Below are 21,341 nucleotides of genomic sequence, written 5' to 3'. Positions count from 1 at the left end.
GCGTCCATGCACGGTCCTGATCGCTGCCAGCTTGCTTCGACCAGCAGGCCGGATGCTCGATATGTTCGGCTTCCTTCCAGGCCCAATCCTTTTCTGTCCACCACCTGGGTTCGCGATAGCCGCCTGCCTCGATGAACTCGCGAAACGCGCCGTTCGTCACCATGTGGCGGTCGATCTCGAACGCCGGCACCTCGACGCGCATTTCGCCGAACTCGTTGTCCCAGCCAAAATGCCCGCTCTCGCGCGACATGCCGAGCACCGTTGCGCCGGCCGGCACGCTGACCGTCGACGACAGCGCCTCGCGCGGTTCAGAGCGCGTCAACACCGGCTCCCGCAATTCGGCGACCTTTTGCGCGAGCGGCAACTGATGCAACATGTACGCGAGCGTTTCAGCATGCATCAGCCGATGCTCGATCGCGACGTTAAGCAACTGCTCGCACGCCTGAGCCTGTGCGCCTTCCCGGCCGACCCGCTCCGAGTCGCTCAGCGCATCGAGCTCGCGGTCGATCTGCTCGCGGGCCCGCAGCGCGTAGTCACGCACGGCGTCGAGCGACGGCCAGTCGCTGGGTTGATCGGTGGGAAAGCCGCCGTCGACAGGATCGATTCCGAAAGCGAACAGCTGGTCGAGGTGCGGATCGAACGCCGGCAGATCGCACACGCGCTGATCGAAAAGATTACGATCGAAAGCTTCCAGATGGCCGACATAAAACACGATCCGGTGGCGCTCGCGGATCGGCCGTTCGTACAGAAACTCGGGTTTGACGATGGAAAACAGTGCGTCCGTAATTTGACGCGCGTCGATCAGACGCTGGACTAGCGGGTGATGCGGAGCGGGGTCGCGATTCATTTCGCCAGGTCTCCTTGCGGGGGACGGACTAAAGACTGTACCCGCTCGCAGGAGCCGTGCCAAGACACATGCGCGCTAAAAAGCAGTTCGATCGAGACCTGGCTGCGCGGGCCAGGTCCTGCGCGGAAGGCTTATACCTTCTGCAAGCCTTCAAGATCGACGATCCGGATGTGTTTGCCTTGTGTGTCGATCAGGCCGCGCTTTTGAAATCTTGACAAGGTGCGGCTGACGGTTTCGAGCGTCATGCCGAGGTAGCTGCCCATGTCCTCACGCGTCATGCGCAAGTTGAATTCCGCCGATGAATAACCGCGCTGCGCGTTGCGTTCCGACACGTCCAGCAGAAATGCCGCCACGCGTTCGTCCGCGGAAAGCGAGCCGAGCACCATCATCTGCCCAGCCTCGCGGACGATCTGCTCTCCCAGCAGTTTGTGCAGGCGGTCCTGCATCGAACTGATTTCGCGGCACAAGGACTTGAGGGCAGGGTAGGGAACAATACAAACGGTGCTGTCTTCCAGGGCGACGGCGCTGCATGCATGCAGGTCTTCGCTGATACCGTCGAGGCCGAGCGCTTCGCCCGCGAGGCGCAGCCCGGTGACTTGTTCGCGGCCGTCACGGTGCGCCATGACGGTTTTCATCGAGCCGGAACGCACGGCGTAAATACTGTCGAAGCGGTCGCCGCTGCGATACAGCGCTTCGCCGCGCTGCACAGAGCGCGCGGTGCAGATGAGCGCTTCGAGTTTGGGGAGTTCGTCGGGCGATAGGCCTTGTGGCATGCAGAGCGCCCGCATCGCACAACTCGAACAGCGCGCGGCGGTGCGCGCTGTCGCTCTCACCGGCGCGGCACGACGGCCGCCGCGCGCCGGCGGAGAAATCAGACTGGGATCGGCAGCGCCAGAGGAGCGAGTCACAGTGTTAGGAGTAAGCATGGTCTGCAGCCATTGTCAGGGTAACGACCCATTGTCCCACCGCCCATGCCCCCCGTTTAGCGACAAAATGACGCGTTTGGACAGTTAGGCATCTTGAGCGATGTCACCCTTGCGTTGCTGTTTGTGGTTATGGACTGCTATGCATCCTCGCGAGCGTGCGCCGTTCCGATTTTGGAGATAGGAGCTGCGCGTGCCGCCGCTCCATGCTGAACCAGCACGCGCTTCGCAATGTGCGTCACCGCGCGTTCACGCGGCTTCGCTTTCCTTGCCTGCCGCGGACGGAATCAACAGGACGGGCAAGCTCGCCGGACGCACGCAGCGCTCTGCGACGCTGCCGAGTATCAGTCGCTGAAAACCGCGCCGGCCATGCGTGCCCATCACCAGCAGATCGGCGTTGAACTCGGCGGCCGCTTTTAGCACGACCACCGAAACATCGTCGAGCGAGGAGGCCTCCCCCACCACGAGGTCGCCCTTGACGGCTTGCGCCGCCATTGCCTGGGCGAATTCCGCGCCGAGTTCCTTGCCCTCCTCGATCAGGCGGTTACGCAGAACGGACGGGTCGTAACCGGGTGCCTCGAAATACGTCGGCGTGTTTTCGACCACGTAGAACGGCCGCATGACGGCGCCGGTGGATTTCGCGAGCGCGAGCGCTGCTTCGAATGCACGGCGCGAGGTGTGGCTGCCGTCGACCGCTACCAGGATGCGTGTGTACATATCGTCTCCGCGTCTGAAGTAATGTGGATGCCGCGGCCGTTTGGCCGGCCGGGCTCGTTGACGACTGATTGATTATCGATGCGAGTTTAAATGATCGCTGAAAAAGATCTATCCAGTCAGGATGTAAATCAAATACCTGTCAAATTTCAAGATGGCAGCGCTTTACGCGGAAAATACCGTGTAGCGGGCGTCAGCGGCATTCCTGCGGGAACCGGGCGCATATATCGAACGAAGATAAGGCCAGGTTTGCCTTACAATAAAAACCTATTCAGACAAGCTGCTTTTGCACCGCCGATGAACGAGCGTAAAACAACGGGTTTGCCCGACAAGATATACGGCGACATACTCAATCGCATTCTTGAAGGCGAGTATAAGGAAGGCGAGCGGCTGCCTACTGAACATGCGCTGGCTGAACGCTTCGCAACGTCACGGCCGACCGTGCGCGAGGCGCTCGCGCGCTTGCGCGCGGACGGCATCATCATGACGCGGCATGGTTCGGGCACCACGGTTGCGCGGCGGCCAGACCCGGATGTGCGCCGCTTTGCGCCGCTCGAAACGCTGTCGGACATCCGCCGCTGTTATGAATTTCGCATCGTGACCGAAGCGGGCGCGGCCGAGCAGGCGGCGCTCAAGGCCGACGCCGACGACATCGCCGCGATCCAGCATGCGTGGGATCAACTGGAACGCATCATCGAAACCCAAGGCATTGGCGTGCAGGACGATTTCATGTTCCACCTCGCGGTGGCGCGTGCGTCCAGGAATCCGTTTTTCATCACGGTCATGTCGTTCATCGAAGAACAGATTCTGTTCAGCATGAACCTGTCGCGCAATCTGTCGCTCGTGAAGACGTTGGAGCGGCGGCGGCTCGTGCAGGCAGAGCATCTGGCCGTGCTCGAGGCGATCCGCCGTAAAGACGGCCCCGCTGCGGGGAGAGCGATGCGCGCGCACCTCGAGAATGCGCTTGAGCGGATGTTCGGCTCCTGATTTTCCGCGCGTCTCGTCCTGCGGGCCGTAGTTGGGGATAGAGGCTAGTTTGCTGCCGCGGGGGCAAACTCAGCATTGCTTCCCGGCACCCGGCACCCGGCAACTGGCAACCGGCAACCGGCAACCGGCAACTGGCAAGCGCAGCCGAGGCAATCACGACCTTGCGACGGCGCCCCGGGGCACCCGCACCCCTTGTATATCGGCCACGCGAGCCGCAACCCGGGCAACCACACACTCCGGACACGACTCGCTCCAGGCACTAAGCGGCGGCAGCCATCGGTCCGAACAGCGCTGTACGGGTCTTCGGACTGACTGCGATATCCAGGGCCACCGCCCGTTCCACGCCGATCTGCAGCGGCGACCCGAGCCGGCTGATGTCGATTCCGGTCTTGCGCAGCAGCCGTTCGATCGGCGTGGTGGTCACCGTGACGTAGCGTGTGATGCCCATCCGGTCGGCGAACGTCACGAGCTCGTGAATTGCCTGCATCGTCAGGTCAGCGAAACCGAACGATTGCTCCTCGCCGCCGGTTTCGATCGCGAACCGGCTCAATTCCCAGATATGCCGCCCGACCGGCGCATCCGCGCCATGCAGCAGTTGCGGGAAGGTGTCCTTCAGCATGTTCGGCCCCTCCGTGGGCATCAGGCGCCAACAGCCTCGCACCTGGTGGTCGTCGCCTTGAATCAGCATGTAATGCGGCCCGAGCGCGTCGTAGCCGTCGATCTCCATACCTGCAATGGTGGGAATGTCCCACCCGAGCCGCCCATGAAAGACCCGAGCCCGCAGGCGATACATCTCGTTGATGTCCGCGTTGTTGAATTCTTGCCGCATACCAATCCGGATCGCTGTTTGCATGACGTTCTCCTGAACGTGTTGGAAATACCCAATACGCAAGGAAACTTATGCATTTTGAATCGTTCTGCCACCTACCTACCTGGATAGGTGTGCATGCTTATCGGATAAAGCAGAATTCGAGATAAGCCTCAGCCCTCAACCGACGGGACCCAAAATGGAACTTCTCGAAAATCACTGGCAAGCACAACCTTCCGTCCAAACCCGTCCTGCGGAGCCTTCGTCGGCGGTGGATCGCGTTCTGATCATTGCCTACCGCAAGAAGAAAAAAGAGAGCCAGCGCCGCTTCTGGGCACGCTTCGGCGTGACGCAGTCACGCGGTAGCCGGTTCGAATCGGGCGCCGAGATTCCGGCACCGGTCTCGATCCTGCTGGGCCTCTACTTCACCAAAACTGTTTCCGACGCCGATCTGGGCCGCGCCGAACGTGTGCTGTACAGCCGCGACGTAGCCGCCTTGCTCAACCCGGGTCAATAAGCCCCAGCTGCGCGGCGATCACGGCCGCCGCGCGTCGCGAAGTCACACCGAACTTGTTCCTGATGTTTTTCATGTGGAAGTTCACCACGGCTTCCGAACAGCTCAGGATATGGGAGATTTCCCACGTGGATTTGCCGCGCGCGGTCCATTTCAGACATTCGCGTTCGCGCGGCGTGAGCTTGGGCAATAAGGTCTGAGCGTGCGTATTCAAATGGCGCTGACTGGTATCGATCACCAGATCGCGCAATAGCACCAGATTCGGCAATGCAACGTTGACATGACGCCAGAAGGCGTCGGTCGGGTTGCTGTCGTTGACGAAGCACATCATGCCGGCTTCCTGGTTCGGCCCATGAATCGGCAATGTCACGCCCGCGCGCAGGCCGTGCGCACGGGCTTCCTCGTACATCGACTGCTGCGGCGCGGTCGTAAAAATGTCCGGCGACCAGATCAGCGGCGCGGCGCGCGTCGCACAATGCGCAACCGTCGGGTCGATGTGGACAAGCCCCTGCTCGTCGTAGGTGCGCCGCCACGTCGGCGCGTAGGTGCTGCGCACATAGGCGTCTTCAAGGCGAATGGTCGGCCGCGGCAGCACGGCGATCAGAAGCCTGTCGAAACCCCACGTGTCGGCAAGGCCCGCGATCGCACTGAACCATTCCGCTTCATCCGCGGCGTTCAATAGAGGCGCCATTTCCTCGATAAAGTGTAGCGACAATTTAGTTCTCTTGGACTCGCAAACATCCCGTTGCGGTTAATTGCGGTACGACATTCCGTCCGGCTGCTTTTTTATGTTCACAATCTATCACTAAAAATCGCTTTTCAAGCCGAGGGCGATTTCTAAAAACGGCACCGACGTTGGCTGCCGACAAAACAATCAAACGACTCCTTATAACGGATTTTTTGACTCGATTAACATTCTCGGGTCGATAGAGTGGGTAATTTTCTCGTAGTGGCGGATTTCATGATTTTCTGATTGGCAATGTTATTGTCAAACCAATTTGAATGACTATGGATGTCGAAAGCTTCGGGCGAAACTACCCTAATTGCCGAATTCCCAATTTCCGCTTAACCCTCACGGTATTCGTAAACATCCCTTGTTAAGTGCTATTGTCATATAAAAGCGACGCGCCGTAGCTTGCCGGCTTCGCTTTCTCGCCTTGACGTCTGCCGCAGGTGACAAGATGGCATTACTACGCCAGTTGTTTGACAACCTTGTGAGGCCGATGCTAACTTGAACGTCCAGTCCCGTATGTTTGAGGCATTCGACGCAGGTCGTGCCTGCTTTGGAGCAACAGTTCGCGCAGACGCCCGCGTTGCATTGATGCCGCACCGACTTCGCGTTAGCGTCGATCACGCTCGCCTGCGCCGCAACATCTCGGCATGGCCCGGCGCAACCCGCTGCCGCCCGCTTTCCCCATCCATTCCATTACCCAAAGCCTACGTATGACCGACAACAACCGCCGCTATCCCGATCCCTCTGTCCGTGTGCTCGATCCGCGCTTCAAGTCGCTGATCCTCGCGTCCGCTTCCGTCGAGTGTCTGTATCAGGGCGCGCGCTGGTCGGAAGGGCCGGTCTGGTTCGGTGACGGCCGCTATCTGTTGTGGAGCGACATTCCCAACGACCGCATCCTGCGCTGGGACGAAACCAGCGGTGCGGTGACCACGTTTCGCCAGTCGTCGAACAATGCGAACGGCCATACGCGCGACCGCCAGGGCCGCCTCGTCAGTTGCGAGCACCTGACGCGTCGCGTCACGCGCACCGAGTACGACGGCTCGATTACCGTCCTCGCCGACCGTTACCGCGGCAGGCGTTTCAATTCACCAAATGATGTGGTCGTGAAGTCCGACGGTTCGATCTGGTTCAGCGATCCGACCTTCGGCATCGACGGCTTCTATGAGGGCGAGCGGCAGGAGTCGGAGTTGCCCCCGTGTGTGTATCGCATCGACGGCCAATCCGGCGAAGTGACGGTCGTCGCCGACGACATACTGGGCCCGAACGGCCTCGCGTTTTCACCGGATGAATCGGTGCTGTACGTCGTCGAATCGCGCGGCGTGCCGCGCAAGATTCGTGCATTCGACGTCGACGTCGACGCCAGCGGTGATACCACGGCACTGTCGAACAACCGTGTGCTGATCGACGCCGGCCCGGGCACGCCCGACGGCTTTCGCGTCGACGTTCACGGCAATCTCTGGTGCGGCTGGGGCATGGGCACCGACGAGCTCGACGGCGTGCGTGTCTTCACGCCGCAGGGCGAGCCGATCGGCCATATCGCATTGCCGGAACGCTGCGCGAACGTGTGCTTCGGCGGCCGCCATCGCAACCGGTTGTTCATGGCGGCAAGCCACGGGTTGTATTCGCTGTATGTGAATACGCAGGGCGTTCAGGGCGGATGAATGCACGCAGCGTGAACCCGCGGCGTAAAGTGTGACTTGCCTGACCACCCGGTGCGCCACGCGCGCACCGACTCCGGGTTTGCCCTTGTATAAAACGCGCAAACCGTTGAACCACAAGGATTACGTAACAAACTAGCCACTTTCGTGAACCGGAGACCGCGGCGAGTATTTGCTTGACATCGACAGTTCCGCTTCGCTATGTTCCATTGGTAGAGAGAGACACCGCCAGCAGCGCATCTGACCGGCGGACTTCCATACCAAGAAGCGAGGAGACGCAATGACTGTTTCAGGCAGGTTGGGGCTCAGACTGGTGTCCGTATGTCTCGTGGCAAGCGCCGCATGTGCGTCCGTGGCGCACGCGGCGGATCCGGTAACGCTCAATATCGTCGACGTGGCCGGCGATCTTCAGCTCACGCAAAAGGGTTTCGAGGCCTTCAAGGCCAAGTATCCGAATCTCGTCGCCAATTTCACGTTCACTAACGCGCCCGCCCCGCAATTGCCAGGCAAGATCAAGGCGATGCAGGGCGCCGGCCGTTCCGATATCGATCTCGTCCTGACCGGCACCGACGCGCTGGCGGCCGGCATCGAACAGAATCTCTGGATCAAGCTATTGCCGGACAATGCAGCGGCATTCCCGGGCGTGCTCGACAAATACGCGCCCGGTCCGCGAAAGATGCAGGATCTCGCACAGGGCTACGGTCTCGAAGTCGCTTATATGCCGGCCGGTCCGCTGCTGGAATACAACCCCGCCAAAGTCAGCGATCCACCCAAAACGCCTGAGCAACTGTTGCAATGGTGCAAGGCCCATCCGGACAAGCTGATCTACGCGCGGCCGGCGAACTCGGGGCCGGGCCGCACGTTCCTGATGGGCTTGCCTTACATACTCGGCGACAAGGATCCGCAAGATCCGATTCACGGCTGGGACAAGACGTGGGCCTTCCTCAAGCAACTGAACGATTGCATTCCTTACTATCCGGGCGGCACGTCGGCGGTGATGAAAGAGCTCGGCGAAGGCACGCGCGACATGACCGTGACGGTCACCGGTTGGGACATCAATCCGCGCGCGCTCGGCATCGTGCCGGCGGAATTCCGTGTGCAGGCATTCGACAACATGACGTGGGTGAACGACGCGCACTACATGGTGATTCCGAAAGGCGTGCCGAAGGAAAAGCTCGACGTGATCTACAAGCTGATGAACTTCATGCTCGAACCGGCGCAACAGGCCATGACTTATGACGATGGCTATTTCTACCCGGGCCCCGCGATCAAGGGCGTGAGCGTCGATCAGGCGCCGGCGCATAGCCAGGACGTGCTGAAAAAATACGGCCGCCCGGAATACGCGAAGCTGCTGGCCGAGCGTCCGCATGTCTTGCCGCTGAATGCGACCGCGATGGTCGCGGCTTTCAGGAAGTGGGACAGTGACGTCGGCGCGCAGAAGACCAAGTAACCGCTGACCGAGTCCGGGCACTCGCGCGGCGAGTCCACCCGGATTCGCGCGTCATGCATGCTGGACGCCGCCATGAAGCGTCATGCGCAGCCGGCCGATCGGGCCTTCGCGATTCGTGCGCCACGTGTATCAGGAAACCGCCATGAAGCATCACTTTGAACAGTTGCGGCTCGATTCGGTGAGCCGCAGTTTCACGAATGCGGAAGGCCAGGCGGTCGCGGCGTTGCAAGGTCTCGATCTGAATATCCAGCGTGGCGAATTCATTGCGTTGCTGGGGCCGTCCGGTTGCGGCAAGTCGACGGCGCTCAATTGCATCGCCGGTTTGCAGCCGTTGAGCGGGGGTGGGATCTGGCTCGACGAGAAACGCATCGACGTGCTGCCGCCGGAGAAGCGCGGCTTCGGCATGGTGTTCCAGAACTACGCGCTGTTTCCGCATATGAGCGTGCTCGATAACGTCGGCTTCGGCCTGAAGATGCGCGGTGTCGGCAGGAGCGAGGCCGTGCGCCGGGTGCGGGAAGCGTTGCAGCTCGTGCAACTGGTCGGCCATGAACGCAAGCTGCCCGGACAGCTTTCCGGTGGTCAGCAGCAGCGCGTGGCGATCGCGCGAGCGATCGTGATCGAGCCGCCGTTGATCCTGATGGACGAACCGCTGTCGAATCTCGATACGAAACTGCGCATTGAAATGCGTGCCGAGATTCGCCGCATTCATAGCCAGCTCGAACGCGCGACGCTCTACGTCACGCACGATCAGGACGAAGCGCTTTCGATGGCGGACCGCATCGTCGTGATGAAAGAGGGCGTGGTGCAGCAGATCGGCACGCCGAAGGAGGTCTACTCGCGGCCGCAGAATTTGCATGTGGCGCGGTTCATGGGCTATCGCAACGTGGCCGAATTTGAGCTCGAAGGCACGCAGGGCGAGAGCGTCGCGGTCAACGCGAACGGCGTGCGTCTGCTCGGCACGCCGATGGCCGGCTTCCACAGCAAGCGTGTGAGCGTCGCGTTGCGCCCCGAGGATATGGAGCGTGCGGCAGCTGGCGTGGAGAACGCCTTCGACGCGCTGGTGACAACCGTGGAATACGGCGGCCGCGATTCGCTGCTGCGGGTGAAGACCGCGTTCGGCGACTTGTGGGCGCGCATCGCGGGAGAGTTCGAAGAGGGCGAACGCATCAGCTTGCGTGTACCGCCGTCGCGCACGCTCGTCTACGACGGGGAGGCCGCATGAACAGGCCTACGCTGTCGCCGCCACGCGGACCCTTTGCGCCGCGCGACGCCAAGGCGTGGCTGGTCACGCCGGCGTTGATCTTCATCGTCGCGTTGTTCATCTATCCGTTTGCGTATGGTTTGGTGCTGTCGTTCCGGCCGATGAACGGCGGCGGATTGTGGACCAACTATCTGACGTTCTTCACCGACACGTCGATGTGGCCGACCATTCTCGTCACGCTCAAGCTCGCTGTACCGGCCACGCTGATCAATGTGGGCGTATCGGTTCCCGTGGCATTCGCGCTGCGCCGCAATTCGCCTTATCAGAAGTTCGTCACGACGCTGCTGGTGATTCCCGTCACGCTCGGCACCGTGCTGATCGCCGACGGCATGCTCACGTACTTCGGACCGAACGGCTGGTTTCCACAGGCGTTGCACGGCTTGCACCTCTACACCAGTGAAGTGCGTCTGACGCATAACTTCTGGGGCGTGCTGATCTCACTGATCGTGTCGGGATTTCCGTTTGCGTTTCTGCTGACGCTGTCTTACGTGACCGGCATCGATCCGACGCTCGCGAGCGCGGCCGCCACGCTCGGCGCGAACCCGTGGCAGCAGTTTCGCCGCATCTATCTGCCGCTGCTGGTGCCCGGTCTGACGATGGCCGCGTGTTTATCGTTCGTGCAGGCGTTCTCGGTGTTTCCATCGGCGGTGCTGCTGGGGGCGCCTGCTGGCCCGACGCGCGTGATGTCGATCGCGGCAGCCGAAGCCGCCTTCGAGAGCTACGACTATTCGCTTGCTTCGGCGATCGCGATGGTGATGGGCTTCGTGCAACTGCTGGTGGTTGCCGGCATGCTCGGTGCGCGCCGCTTCTTCTATAGCGGCCCGGTGACAGGGGGCAAAGGCTGATGGCTAGCGATCATCACGCCGCGCGTCCTGCCTGGTCCGGATCTTCATCGAACGAGAACAACGACGGCGCCCAGCAACCCAGCAAACGCGTGAAGCAGCGCGCCAGTGTGCCGGGCCGCATCTGGCACGTGCTGGTGTGGGGCGCCATGGTGTTCTTCCTCATTAACGTGGTGCTGCTGATCGCGACCGTCGCGGTGAATTCGGTGGCGACGCGCTGGTTCGGCACCTTGTTGCCGCAAGGCTTCACGCTGCATTGGTATGCGCAGGCGTGGAGCGACTTCCAGTTGGCGAGCGTGTTGTGGGTCACCGTCGAAGTGGTCGGCGCGGTGGTGGTGTTGTCGGTCGTGCTCGGCGTGCCCGCGGCGTATGCGCTCGCGCGCGTGCAGTTCCGCGGCAAGCGCATGGCGATGCTGATTTTCCTGTTGCCCTTGATGGTGCCGCCCGTGACGTACGGCATTCCGATGGCGACGGCAATGTACAAGGTCGGTCTGGCGGGCACGCTAAGCGGCGTGATTCTTGCGAATCTGGTGCCGGCGCTGCCGTTCGTGATTCTCGTGATGACGCCCTTCATCGAGCAGATCGATCCGAATCTCGAATCGGCCGCGCGCATTTTTGGCGCGAACACGTTCCGCTATTTCCGTTATGTGCTGCTGCCCTTGCTGGTGCCGGGCATGCTGGCGGCCGGGCTGCTGGTGCTGGTGCGCACCATCGGCATGTTCGAACTGACGTTTTTCACAGCCGGGCCGGCGACGCAAACGCTCGTGGTCGCGCTGTACTACGCTGTATTTTCAACCGGCGTGCGTGCTCCGCAATCGATCGACGCGATGGCGATGATCTACATGGCGATCACGCTGATCTGGGTGCTGATCGCGCTGCAATTCGTCAGCCCGACGCAGATCGTTTCGCGCGTGAAGGAGCAGAAGCACTGAGCCGCGGAAGCACCGAGCCGCACACGCACTGAAGCACGCCCCCAATGACGTCCCTTTGCAGGGGCGACGCAAGACATCGTGGAGTAGACGTTGACGAACAGAAAGAAACCCGAGGAACTGCGCAGCCACCGCTGGTACGGCGTGAACGATCTGCGCTCGTTCGGCCACCGCTCGCGCACCGCGCAAATGGGCTATAGCCGCGAGGAATACGCGGGTAAGCCGGTGATCGCGATCCTCAACACGTGGAGCGAAATCAACGCTTGCCACACGCATTTCAAGCAGCGTGTCGAGGAAGTGAAGCGCGGCATCTGGCAGGCGGGCGGCTTTCCGGTAGAACTGCCGGTGCAGACGCTCTCCGAGCCGTTCCAGAAGCCCACCACGATGCTCTATCGCAACTTCCTCGCGATGGAAGCCGAAGAGACGCTGCGCTCGTATCCCGCTGACGGCGTCGTGTTGATGGGCGGTTGCGACAAGACGACGCCCGCCTTGCTGATGGGCGCGATCTCGATGGACCTGCCGGCGATCTTTCTGCCCGCGGGGCCGATGCTGCGCGGCAACTGGAACGGCGTCACGCTGGGCTCGGGTTCGGATAGCTGGAAATACTGGGCCGAATTGCGCGCGGGGACCATCACGGAAGAAGATTGGCGCGGTGTCGAAGGCGGTATCGCGCGCTCGCCGGGGCACTGCATGACAATGGGCACCGCCTCGACCATGACGAGCGCTGCCGAAGCGCTCGGTTTTACGCTGCCCGGTTTCGCCTCCACTCCCGCAGTGGATTCGCGGCACGCGCAGATGGCGGCGAAAACCGGCATGCGTATCGTCGAGATGGTGTGGGAGGACCTGAAGCCATCCGACCTGATCACCCAGGGTTCGATCGACAACGCCGTGACCACCTGTCTCGCGCTGTCCGGTTCGACCAACGCGATCGTGCATATGATCGCGCTCGCGCGCCGTGCCGGTATCGAATTGACGCTCGATCGCTATGACGAGCTCTCACGGCGCACGCCGGTGCTGGCGAATATTCGTCCGACCGGCGCGTATCTGATGGAGGACTTTTTCTACGCGGGCGGCTTGCCGGCGATGCTCGCCGAACTGGGTGATCTGATCGACCGCTCGCAGAACACCGTGAACGGCCGCACGCTCGGCGAGAACCTCGAAGGCGCGACGATCTTCAACGACGACGTGATCCGCCGCCGCAGCGCGCCGCTACTGCCTGATAACGGCCTCGCGGTACTACGCGGCAATCTCGCGCCCGACGGCGCCGTGATCAAACCCGGCGCGGCGGAGCCGCATCTGCTCGTGCATACGGGCCGCGCGGTGGTGTTCAAGGACTATAACGACATGGCCGAACGCATCGACGACGAGGCGCTCGATATCGACGAGAACAGCGTGATCGTGCTTCAGCATGCGGGGCCAGTGGGCGCGCCGGGTATGCCCGAATGGGGGCAATTGCCGATCCCGCGAAAGCTGCTGCAGAAAGGCGTGCGCGATATGGTGCGCATATCGGATGCGCGGATGAGCGGCACGAGTTACGGCGCGTGCGTGTTGCACGTCGCGCCGGAATCGTTTGTCGGCGGGCCGCTTGCGTTGGTGCAAAGCGGCGATCTGATTGAACTGGACGTGCCGCGGCGCATGCTCAACCTGCTCGTACCGGAGGAAGAACTGGCGCGTCGCCAGGCCGCGTGGGTCAGACCGGAGCCGCGTTTTACGCGCGGCTACGGGGCCTTGCACCAGGCGCATGTGCTGCAAGCGGATAAAGGCTGTGACTTCGATTTCCTGCAGCGCGGCGGCGCGCAAGCCGATGCAACCGGCGAGCCGGAGATCCACTGAGTTACCAAGTTACCGAGTTACTCAGGGCTCAATACCCCACGCGATACACTCGGCCGGTTTGCGCGCCTTCGACGCTGCGCAGATAAGGCTGCGCGGCACGTTCGGCCGTCACGGGTTCGAAGCCGCGGAAGTAGGGTGCGTAAGCGTCCAGCGCTTCGGTCAATACCGCTGAGGTTTGGACGTGCAGTCGATTGTGTCTGGGTTCGGCGTGTGGAAAAAGCGTGTCCGGCTTGTAGGTCCTGCAACCCCGAGTTTTCAATCCGCGATGAAACGCGCGCCCTCATTCAAACGGGCGCGCGTTTTCAAATTGACTGAGTAGCCGGTACGAGCGGCGCAATTCGAACGAATATGCGCCGCGCGAAAGCCTATTTCACCCGATGTAATTCGATCAGGCGAGTGGGCCGCATATGATTCAGCGCGTAGTGAATGCGGCCGCGTTCATTGCGGCTGCCGACTGGGCGCGGGTCATCGAACTGATGATCTGCTGAATAGACGCCTTGTGGCTCGAGCATTCCTTTGTCGATGACCGTATAGCCTGGTTCGAGCGCCAGCAGCAGATGATTGCCGCCAATCCGGCTGTCGAAGCCGGCCATGCCGTCGTGCGCCTCGGGCACGCTGTTGCTGAGCGTCGCGTTGGTTGTGGTGATTTCGTCGGGGGAGATCGGGCTGTGGCCAGCAATGCGGGCCGCCTCGAGATTTTTGCCGTCGGTGTCGACGGTGCTGTCGTGCGTGCGGTCGTTGTGCAGTTCCGTGGTGCTCGGGCCGGTGGTGCCCGGCTGTTTGCTCGCGTCTGCTGGCTTGTTGATATCGCTGTTCATCATGCTTTCTCCGTTGAAGAGGACATGGTTGAAAGTGCAGCAAAACCCGTTCCGCCTTGCTCGATGCCCGCGTGCGCGTGAGTCGCGCCATGGTCACGCCACGGTTACGCATAGGGCATTTCAGCAGGCGATTGCGCGTGGAATTCTTTTCGTTTTTTTTAATGGACGCGTATTTTCTACAGAGTATGATCTTACTCCGACGAGCGAAGCGCGGTTCAATTGGAGACATGCGTTGGCGGCATGCGTTCGGTTGTTTTTACTTGACCGGCACCCACAGACGCGCGCTACTCAAAACATTTTACGGGGCCGTCAGGGCGGGTGACACATGCACTTCGATGCTGCATTCACACATCGCGGCTATTTGCTGAATTGCGCGCCGGCGCGCGCGTGCGATGGTACTTGGCAACCTTATGTAGTCATTTCCCGCTCGAGCGACGGCGAACTGGTCGCCAACCGTTTTTTCCCCATTGACTTGCGCTTTCCGGACGAAGCCACCGCCATCGCGCATGCACGCGACTGGGCGGTGCGCTGGATCGACGCGAGCAGCGTGACCATCTGAAGCAACCTCCCGCATGCTGGCCTGCATACCGGGCCATCGTGTGGCGCCGCGTGAGCAGCATGACCCTGAGAGCACACCGGCGCGCGCGGGGCTGCATACGGGCAACCGTGCCACGCTGCGCGAGTTGCGGCAAAACGCGGTAATCTCTTGGGACCATCATCCTGAACCGTGCTTTATGCCTAACGTGCCTACCCCCAACTGGGGTCTCGAACAGATCGTCGCGGACCTGCGTGCTTCGCGTGAAGAATTGCATCGCACGCGGCATCCGCTCGGCATTCGCGAACTGCCGTCGCGCGAGGCGGTGATCGGCATCGTCGCCGGGTTGCGGGCGGCGTTGTTTCCCACGCACTATGGCGCCCCTGATCTCACCGACGAAACGGTGGACTACTACGTCGGCCACACGCTCGAAAGTACGTTGCGATTGCTTGCCGAACAGATCCGGCGCGCTTTGCGTTTCCTGCCCGAGTTCGGTGAAACGCCCGATGCGGATTTGCGGGAGCGCGCGTTCAACGTCGCACGCGAATTCGGCACCCAGTTACCGGGCATTCGTGCGTTGCTGGTCAGCGATATACAGGCTGCTTTTACCGGCGACCCGGCTGCGCAGCACATCACGGAAATTCTGCTGTGTTATCCCGGCGTGTGGGCGATGACGCACCATCGTCTTGCGCATGCGCTGCATCGCCTCGGCGTGCCGTTGCTTGCGCGCTTCATCAACGAGATCGCGCACTCCGCGACCGGCATCGACATTCATCCGGGCGCGACCATTGGCCCCAGCTTCTTTATCGACCACGGCACGGGCGTCGTGATCGGCGAGACTGCGATCATCGGCGAGCGGGTGCGCGTCTACCAGGCCGTGACGCTCGGTGCGAAGAGCTTCGCGGCGGATCTTGACGGCACGCTGGTCAAGGGTAATGCGCGTCATCCGATCGTTGAAGACGACGTCGTGATTTATGCGGGCGCGACGATTCTCGGGCGCGTGACGATTGGGCGCGGCTCGGTGATTGGCGGCAATGTGTGGCTTACGCATAGCGTGCCGCCGGGCAGCAGCGTATCGCAAGGCAAGATCCGCGAGGGCGAGCGTACGGACGAGGGGCGGGGTCGATGAAGGGACGGGCTCGCGGGTCGTTGCGTGGTTTGCCGCGCGGAACGGCGTGCGGCTTGCTTCGGCGATCCACCGACGGCTCGTTTTGCAGACCGGCGCGTACATGCCGCGCAAATTCTTCTTAGACTTCTGAGAGGCGAGTCCATTGTCACGTAACTGCGTTCACATGCCTCGTTGTGCGATTGCTGGCGTTGAAGCGACGGTGGCGGAAACGACGCATGCGTTTCCGCGCCATTCGCACGATCGCTTCGGGGTGGGCGTGATCGTGACTGGTGGGCATCGATCGGCGAGCGGGCGGGGCGTGGTTGAAGCGCGCGCGCACGACGCGATCATGGTGAATCCGGGAGAGGTACACGACGGCAGCCCGCTCGACGAGCGAGGGCGTGCGTGGCGCATGTTGTACTTTGAGCCATCGATGCTGAGCGATGTCGCGATCGAGTTGGGTGATGCGACTGCGCACGAGATCGAACTGACGCAACCGGTGGTGCACGATCAGGTGTTGAAGGAGTTATTCGATCGCCTGTTTGCGGTCTCGGTGGAAGCGCAATCCGTGCCGGACAATTTGATCTGGGAGGAGGCGATGCTGGAGTTGCTGGGGCATTTGGTTCGGATCCACGCAACGACGCGTGCACGTTCGCGATTGGAGCGATCGTTGGGCCCGATTGCACGAGCGAGGGCGAGGATTGACGACGACCCATCATCTTCGTTGACGCTAACCGACCTTGCCGCGGACGCCGGCATGAGTCGGTTTCAGCTACTGCGTGGCTTTGCGCACGAGATGGGATTACCGCCGCACGCGTACAGGATGCAGCGGCGGGTGGCGCTTGCGAGGCGGATCATAGCGAGCGGCGCTACGCTAGCCGATGCGGCGGCCGCAGCGGGCTTCGCTGACCAGAGCCACATGACTCGAGCGTTCGTCCGATTGTTGGGAATAACGCCTGCCAATTACGCCGCCGAAACGCGCGCATAACCCAAGGCGATGGGTTACGGCGCCCCGCACAGGGGCAACGCTAATAGACCACTAAGAAATCAAGAAAAGGCCAAAGCCACAGGCAGCCAAACAAACAAGCGCCGCAAAGGCAAAAAAACCAAACCCTCACCCCACCCTCAAATACCTCAAAACCGAAACTCCCAGCACCCCGTGCATCAAAACATACCCCGCCACCCCCCAAGCCCCCGCAACAACAATCAAATCACAATGCCCGCTATTCCAGAGATTCAAAGAATGCCGCCGGGCGATCCACGGCACCCCCAAAGGATTCGGCCAATCGGCCAGCAAATGCATCACTCCACCACAAGCAAACCCAAACGCCGGCGCGGCATAACCAGACCGCCCAATCCAATGATAAGAAACAGCGAGCAACACCCCCCACCCCACCCCCCAATGCGTCAGCGTGCGATGCGTAATCCACAGCCTTCGTGCACGTGACCACCACGCCACCTCCAACCAGTCCGGCGCCGTACTCCCCGACACCCCGGCGATAAAACTCAACAACACGCCGATATGAAACAACCCGCCGCCGCCGAGCCGAGCGACAACCGCTGCCGCGATGACACCGGCTGCAAACCCGGTCGCGTGATGTGCTTTGTTGGATGCCATCGAACCTCACGACGCAGCGCGCCGGATAAAAGCCAAAGGGCGGCTATGTTCGCAGATGCCCGGATAAAAAAATAGCCGACCCGCGAGATAAAAATTCGCGCATCGGCGTGACCTTCCACAACGTAGGGGTGCGACCAGAACCTCAGGTCGCGCAGCGTGCAATATCGAAGCGCATTTCCGGCTCCGGCGGATCGTCCGGAGCATTCGCGGGATGCATCACCTTGATGACCGAGCCGGCATTGAGCGGCGTCAGCGTAACGAAATACGAGTTGTTCGAATCCGAGCCGACCGCGATCTCAGTCGCGCCGCCGACGCGCGACATACGCACGCGTGAGAGCCTGCTTTCGAGGCAATCGGCGATATAGGCGGGAGCGCGCTGCGAAGACACGTACATCATCGGCAAGGACGCATCGCGCGCGGGGCCACTGGAAGAACCGCAGGCAGCGAGACATGCGGTGACGGCGGCAGCAGCAGGGGCAAGCAGGAAAAGTCTTTTCATGGTCCGATCGTCGGCGTCCCCGGTCGGGCGCGGGAACTTGGGGCGCGGGCGAAGCGCGACGCGCTTGAACGCAACGTCATGCTTCGCGACGAAGCCGCCGTTCAGCCGCAGCGAGTTGCGGCAAGGAAGGCAGCCGGCCTCAGTATACCCACCGCGTGCTTGCGCCGTCACTAAGGCTGCGTCGAAACGTAAGAACGTAAGCCCCATGAAAAAAACCCGCGCGAAAATCGTGTCTCGCGCGGGTTTCGCTTGCAGAGCGGACTGGTACGCCGCTCTGCACATGCAGCCGGAAAAACTTAGAAGCGGTGACGCAGGCCGACAGCCGCAGCAAGCTGATTGCCGGTCGACGACGGCGCCAGCGTGTTGATCGATGCCACGTTCGCGCCGAAGTTGCCGAGTTCGCCGGATGCATGCTGGTACACGCCTTCCACGTACACGTCGGTGCGCTTGCTAAGCGAGTAGTCGCCTTGCAACGACACCGTGTGCCACTTCGGATCGCCCGAGCCATTCGAACCCGACATCTTGCCGTCGGTGAAGGTGTACGAAGCCGCGAGGCTCATGGCCGGCGTCAGCGCATATTTGCCGTTCAACTCGAAGTTGTCCAGGTGCAGGTTCGTGCCCGACACGCCGGGCAGCGTCACGCCACCCACATCCACGCCGGTGATGCCATCCAGTTGCGTATGCGTGTACACGAAGCCAGCCGTAGCCGGACCGTAGGTGTAGTTGAGGCCCGCACCGAACGTGCGTTGCAGGTTCGCCGCGACAGCCGCGGTGCCGTCACCTTGCGAGACCGCGCCGCCCACGTTGGCGTTGCCCGAGTTGTTCAATTGCAGGTAAGCCGCGGCAAAGTTCAGCGGACCGTTCTCGTACGAAGCGCCGGCGCTCCATGCGCGGTTGTTCGAGAACTGGCCGGCCGAATTGCTGAAGCCGTATAGGCCGCCGAATTTGAGGCCGCCGTAGTTCGCGCTCGTGTACTTCACGGCGTTCTTGATCGAGAACGAGTTGTCCAGATTGTCGTTATCGAACGGGTGGGCGGCCAGGTTGTTGCCGTAGCCCCCGCCGGCTTCGGCCAGCGGCCCGAGGTAATCGACCATGGAGTCGTATTGGCGGCCGAGCGTCAGCGTGCCGTACTGATCGCTCTGCAGACCGACGAACGCCTGACGATTGAACATCGTGCCGTTTTCCGTGTCCGCGCCATTGTTCAGGTTGAAGCCGTTTTCCAACGTGAAGATCGCGTGCAGACCGCCACCGAGGTCTTCGTTGCCGCGCAGGCCGAAGTAAGTGTTCGACACCGAACCGCTACTTTGTTGCCAGTTGCTGTGGCCGCCCTGATTGTTCGAGTAGACGAGACCGGCATCCAACGTGCCGTACAACGTGACGCTGCTTTGCGCGTGAGCGGTGATGGCGAACGCGCTCATGAGGCCTGCTGCGATGAGGATTTTTTTCATGTTCAGATAACTCCGGGGGACAGTGCATAGAGAATCGCATTCCAGTGCTAACCGGCGATTGCGCCGGCTGGCTGACGATCCGCTGCGAAGTGTATTCCCGCAATTCCTATCGTTAAGCGCGTATGACACAACAATCAATTTGCAAATTCGTAATAGCGGATTGGGATTCGGGTAAGTGCGGGTAAATAAAAGAAAAAATCGTCGAATGCGATGGCGCTGTAATTATTTGTCAAATTGTTGGTGTTGCTCGATCGCGACGCTCCGGCTTTGTCATATCCAATAAGGATTTGAGCGTATTAGTCGGGTTGCCTTCGGTTCATTGGGTTTTCGGCAATTCACTCTTCCAATTCGTGTGGCCCATCTCGACGAATTACAGATCTACAATTCACTTCACCCCCTGACCAGGGGTGTCTTTTTCATCTTTATATACGCGGCTTTCGGGCCGCGTTTTTTTCGATTTATTTGTGATTGGTTTATAAGTTCCCGCCAATAGTGAAACAGATTATTTGGAATGAAGGGGAGCATGCCGCGGCTTGTCCGTTCGTCAGAGGGGCGCATTCGGCAGCGGCGGGACGGGTAGAATCGCAGGCTTGAGATGTGTTTCCGCCCCTGCGACTGTGAGTAAACCCGTAATGATCGATACACCCCTTCCTTCGTCCGACACCGCTGCTGACTCCACGACGGAAGGCGCGTCCGAACTTCACCAGGACCCGACCGGGGCCCAGCCGGAAAGCCAGCCCGAAACCCTGCACGAACCGCGTTTGTGGCGTGACGACGGCTGGACCGCGCGCGTCATCAAGAATGAAGACGATGAAGGCTGGGCTGTCGAAATGATCAAGGACGGCGAAGCGGAGCCGGCGCTCGTCGGTCCGTGGACGATGGGCCGCAACAAGAAAGATCCGAAGCCGCTCGACACGTCGGCATTCAACACGCTCGTGAAAACCGCGTCTGAAGTGCTGCGCCGCCATGAACAGCAACTGCGCGCCCAGTTGCATAAAGAAGTGCGTGTGGCCAGCGCCGACGGTAATGACGAACTCGACATCACGCTCGATATCGTCCCCGACGAAGACGAACCGTACGCGCTGCTGACCGCGCTCGACACTTTCGGCGAACAGCTCGCGCAGGTGCAGGTCGCGCCGAACTTCAAACTGAGCAAGGCGAGCGCCGCCGCGTGGGTCGAAAACGAATTCCGTCGTCCAGGCTAGATCGGCGGCAGCAAGGTTAGCCAACGAATAGCCGAATAAAATATTACTAATTACTTTCAATATACTTTCACATTCGTTTCCCAGAATCCTCGCGTCATAGCGGCGCGGGCGTGAACCATGTGGTTTTGGGTCTGAGTGCGTGCCGGCTGTGCAGACACCCACGCTACCCAAACCCTGGATCACGACAACATGGCAGAGCCGTTAGACCTTTCCCGCCGCAAGGCCCTGAAATTCATCGTCGGTGCGCCGATGCTGCCGCTAGGCGGTCTCGCGACGGCGTCGATGCTGAGCGCATGCGGTGGCAGCAACGATCTGGCCGCTGCGCCGGCCACGCCCGGTGCGCCGGTCAAAAACTTCGGCGCGGCGGTTGGTATCTGACCGCGGATCCGGCAGCGATCAGGCTATAAGGACGAGCCGGGTAACCGGCGCCGCATAGGCCATCTGGCCGAGGCGCCGGCGAGGGGAATTTTCGCGATAATTTGTCGTTTCCCCTTAGTTGGCGTATGAATTGGCCGCTCAACTCCGCTTGCAGAAAATCGCCGTCACGAGCGGTGCCACGCGATGCACGATCGCCGTGCTGCCGGCTTCGGCCAGTGCGCTCTGCACCTTGG

22 protein-coding genes and 1 pseudogene are annotated in these 21,341 nt (G+C 61.2%); 13 read left to right on the top strand and 10 right to left on the bottom strand.

The features are described from left to right. The 3 genes from QOC89_RS22035 to QOC89_RS22025 form a co-directional block, all read right to left on the bottom strand. The coding region (locus QOC89_RS22035) for an SUMF1/EgtB/PvdO family nonheme iron enzyme (protein ID WP_323046950.1) at positions 1–847 on the bottom strand (847 nt) is incomplete at its 3' end. A 131-nt stretch (positions 848–978) separates the two neighbouring features. After that, the gene (locus tag QOC89_RS22030; protein WP_416340436.1) at positions 979–1,722 is read right to left on the bottom strand and encodes a helix-turn-helix domain-containing protein; all 744 of its coding nucleotides are present in this window, start codon (positions 1,720–1,722) and stop codon (positions 979–981) included. 297 nt (positions 1,723–2,019) lie between these two features. Continuing rightward, the gene (locus QOC89_RS22025) at positions 2,020–2,487 is read right to left on the bottom strand and encodes a universal stress protein (protein WP_323046948.1); all 468 of its coding nucleotides are present in this window, start codon (positions 2,485–2,487) and stop codon (positions 2,020–2,022) included. Positions 2,488–2,781: 294 nt separating this feature from the next. Here QOC89_RS22025 and QOC89_RS22020 point away from each other — a divergent pair, with 294 nt between their 5' ends. Continuing rightward, a complete protein-coding gene (locus QOC89_RS22020) occupies positions 2,782–3,471 on the top strand; it encodes a FadR/GntR family transcriptional regulator (RefSeq protein WP_323046947.1) in 690 nt (229 codons plus the stop codon). Between the two features lie 259 nt (positions 3,472–3,730). Here QOC89_RS22020 and QOC89_RS22015 read toward each other — a convergent pair whose 3' ends face one another. Then, positions 3,731–4,324 carry an acyl-homoserine-lactone synthase gene (locus QOC89_RS22015; RefSeq protein WP_323046946.1) on the bottom strand — a complete coding sequence of 198 codons (594 nt, stop codon included), beginning with the start codon at positions 4,322–4,324 and terminating at the stop codon, positions 3,731–3,733. A 154-nt stretch (positions 4,325–4,478) separates the two neighbouring features. Here QOC89_RS22015 and QOC89_RS22010 point away from each other — a divergent pair, with 154 nt between their 5' ends. Then, positions 4,479–4,796, top strand: a complete 318-nt coding sequence (locus QOC89_RS22010) for an XRE family transcriptional regulator (RefSeq protein WP_323046945.1) — start codon at positions 4,479–4,481, stop codon at positions 4,794–4,796. Here the strand turns inward: QOC89_RS22010 and QOC89_RS22005 are convergent. After that, entirely contained in the window at positions 4,780–5,484 is a 705-nt protein-coding gene (locus tag QOC89_RS22005; protein ID WP_323046953.1) for a LuxR family transcriptional regulator, read from the bottom strand. The genes QOC89_RS22010 and QOC89_RS22005 overlap by 17 nt on opposite strands. Positions 5,485–6,236: 752 nt before the next feature. On the opposite strand from QOC89_RS22005, the gene QOC89_RS22000 reads away from it, so the two are divergent. From QOC89_RS22000 to araD, 6 genes are all read left to right on the top strand, one after another. Then, complete coding sequence (locus QOC89_RS22000) at positions 6,237–7,187, top strand: SMP-30/gluconolactonase/LRE family protein (RefSeq protein WP_323046944.1); 951 nt, start codon at positions 6,237–6,239, stop codon at positions 7,185–7,187. A 277-nt stretch (positions 7,188–7,464) separates the two neighbouring features. Continuing rightward, a complete protein-coding gene (locus tag QOC89_RS21995; protein ID WP_323046943.1) occupies positions 7,465–8,634 on the top strand; it encodes an extracellular solute-binding protein in 1,170 nt (389 codons plus the stop codon). Between the two features lie 142 nt (positions 8,635–8,776). Next, positions 8,777–9,856 (top strand): ABC transporter ATP-binding protein, encoded by a 1,080-nt coding sequence (locus tag QOC89_RS21990; RefSeq protein ID WP_323046942.1) that lies wholly within the window; start codon positions 8,777–8,779, stop codon positions 9,854–9,856. Next, positions 9,853–10,740 carry a sugar ABC transporter permease gene (locus tag QOC89_RS21985; protein WP_323046941.1) on the top strand — a complete coding sequence of 296 codons (888 nt, stop codon included), beginning with the start codon at positions 9,853–9,855 and terminating at the stop codon, positions 10,738–10,740. Before QOC89_RS21990 ends, QOC89_RS21985 begins: the two co-directional genes overlap by 4 nt. Further along, a complete protein-coding gene (locus QOC89_RS21980) occupies positions 10,740–11,669 on the top strand; it encodes an ABC transporter permease (RefSeq protein WP_323046940.1) in 930 nt (309 codons plus the stop codon). The genes QOC89_RS21985 and QOC89_RS21980 overlap by 1 nt, the downstream gene beginning before the upstream one ends. A gap of 90 nt (positions 11,670–11,759) precedes the next feature. Next, positions 11,760–13,499, top strand: coding sequence for an L-arabinonate dehydratase (gene araD / locus QOC89_RS21975; protein ID WP_323046939.1), 1,740 nt, complete (start codon positions 11,760–11,762; stop codon positions 13,497–13,499). 28 nt (positions 13,500–13,527) lie between these two features. On the opposite strand, the pseudogene QOC89_RS21970 reads toward araD, so the two are convergent. Both QOC89_RS21970 and QOC89_RS21965 read right to left on the bottom strand, forming a co-directional pair. Beyond that, positions 13,528–13,671: pseudogene (locus tag QOC89_RS21970) on the bottom strand (short chain dehydrogenase); the annotation flags it as partial. Positions 13,672–13,864: 193 nt separating this feature from the next. Beyond that, positions 13,865–14,317: a DUF3005 domain-containing protein gene (locus QOC89_RS21965; RefSeq protein ID WP_323046952.1), complete on the bottom strand. Its 453-nt coding sequence runs from the start codon at positions 14,315–14,317 to the stop codon at positions 13,865–13,867. Positions 14,318–14,642: 325 nt separating this feature from the next. Between QOC89_RS21965 and QOC89_RS21960 the strand changes: the two genes are divergently transcribed. From QOC89_RS21960 to QOC89_RS21950, 3 genes are all read left to right on the top strand, one after another. After that, on the top strand, positions 14,643–14,876 hold the full coding sequence (locus QOC89_RS21960; protein ID WP_323046938.1) for a hypothetical protein: 234 nt from the start codon (positions 14,643–14,645) through the stop codon (positions 14,874–14,876). A 175-nt stretch (positions 14,877–15,051) separates the two neighbouring features. After that, positions 15,052–15,981, top strand: a complete 930-nt coding sequence (epsC, locus tag QOC89_RS21955; protein ID WP_323046951.1) for a serine O-acetyltransferase EpsC — start codon at positions 15,052–15,054, stop codon at positions 15,979–15,981. A gap of 163 nt (positions 15,982–16,144) precedes the next feature. Beyond that, positions 16,145–16,948: an AraC family transcriptional regulator gene (locus QOC89_RS21950; protein ID WP_323046937.1), complete on the top strand. Its 804-nt coding sequence runs from the start codon at positions 16,145–16,147 to the stop codon at positions 16,946–16,948. Between the two features lie 126 nt (positions 16,949–17,074). Here QOC89_RS21950 and QOC89_RS21945 read toward each other — a convergent pair whose 3' ends face one another. The 3 genes from QOC89_RS21945 to QOC89_RS21935 form a co-directional block, all read right to left on the bottom strand. Continuing rightward, a complete protein-coding gene (locus QOC89_RS21945) occupies positions 17,075–17,578 on the bottom strand; it encodes a metal-dependent hydrolase (RefSeq protein WP_323046936.1) in 504 nt (167 codons plus the stop codon). 142 nt (positions 17,579–17,720) lie between these two features. Beyond that, the gene (locus QOC89_RS21940; RefSeq protein ID WP_323046935.1) at positions 17,721–18,077 is read right to left on the bottom strand and encodes a sugar ABC transporter ATPase; all 357 of its coding nucleotides are present in this window, start codon (positions 18,075–18,077) and stop codon (positions 17,721–17,723) included. 296 nt (positions 18,078–18,373) lie between these two features. Then, complete coding sequence (locus tag QOC89_RS21935; RefSeq protein ID WP_323046934.1) at positions 18,374–19,525, bottom strand: porin; 1,152 nt, start codon at positions 19,523–19,525, stop codon at positions 18,374–18,376. Between the two features lie 632 nt (positions 19,526–20,157). Here QOC89_RS21935 and QOC89_RS21930 point away from each other — a divergent pair. Both QOC89_RS21930 and QOC89_RS21925 read left to right on the top strand, forming a co-directional pair. Next, a complete protein-coding gene (locus QOC89_RS21930) occupies positions 20,158–20,730 on the top strand; it encodes a hypothetical protein (RefSeq protein WP_323046933.1) in 573 nt (190 codons plus the stop codon). 189 nt (positions 20,731–20,919) lie between these two features. Beyond that, positions 20,920–21,108, top strand: a complete 189-nt coding sequence (locus QOC89_RS21925) for a hypothetical protein (protein ID WP_323046954.1) — start codon at positions 20,920–20,922, stop codon at positions 21,106–21,108. The last annotated feature ends 233 nt before the right edge of the window (positions 21,109–21,341 follow it).

Source organism: Paraburkholderia sp. (assembly GCF_034668105.1).
Classification (GTDB): Bacteria; Pseudomonadota; Gammaproteobacteria; order Burkholderiales; family Burkholderiaceae; genus Paraburkholderia.
This window is presented reverse-complemented; position numbering and strand designations above follow the sequence as displayed.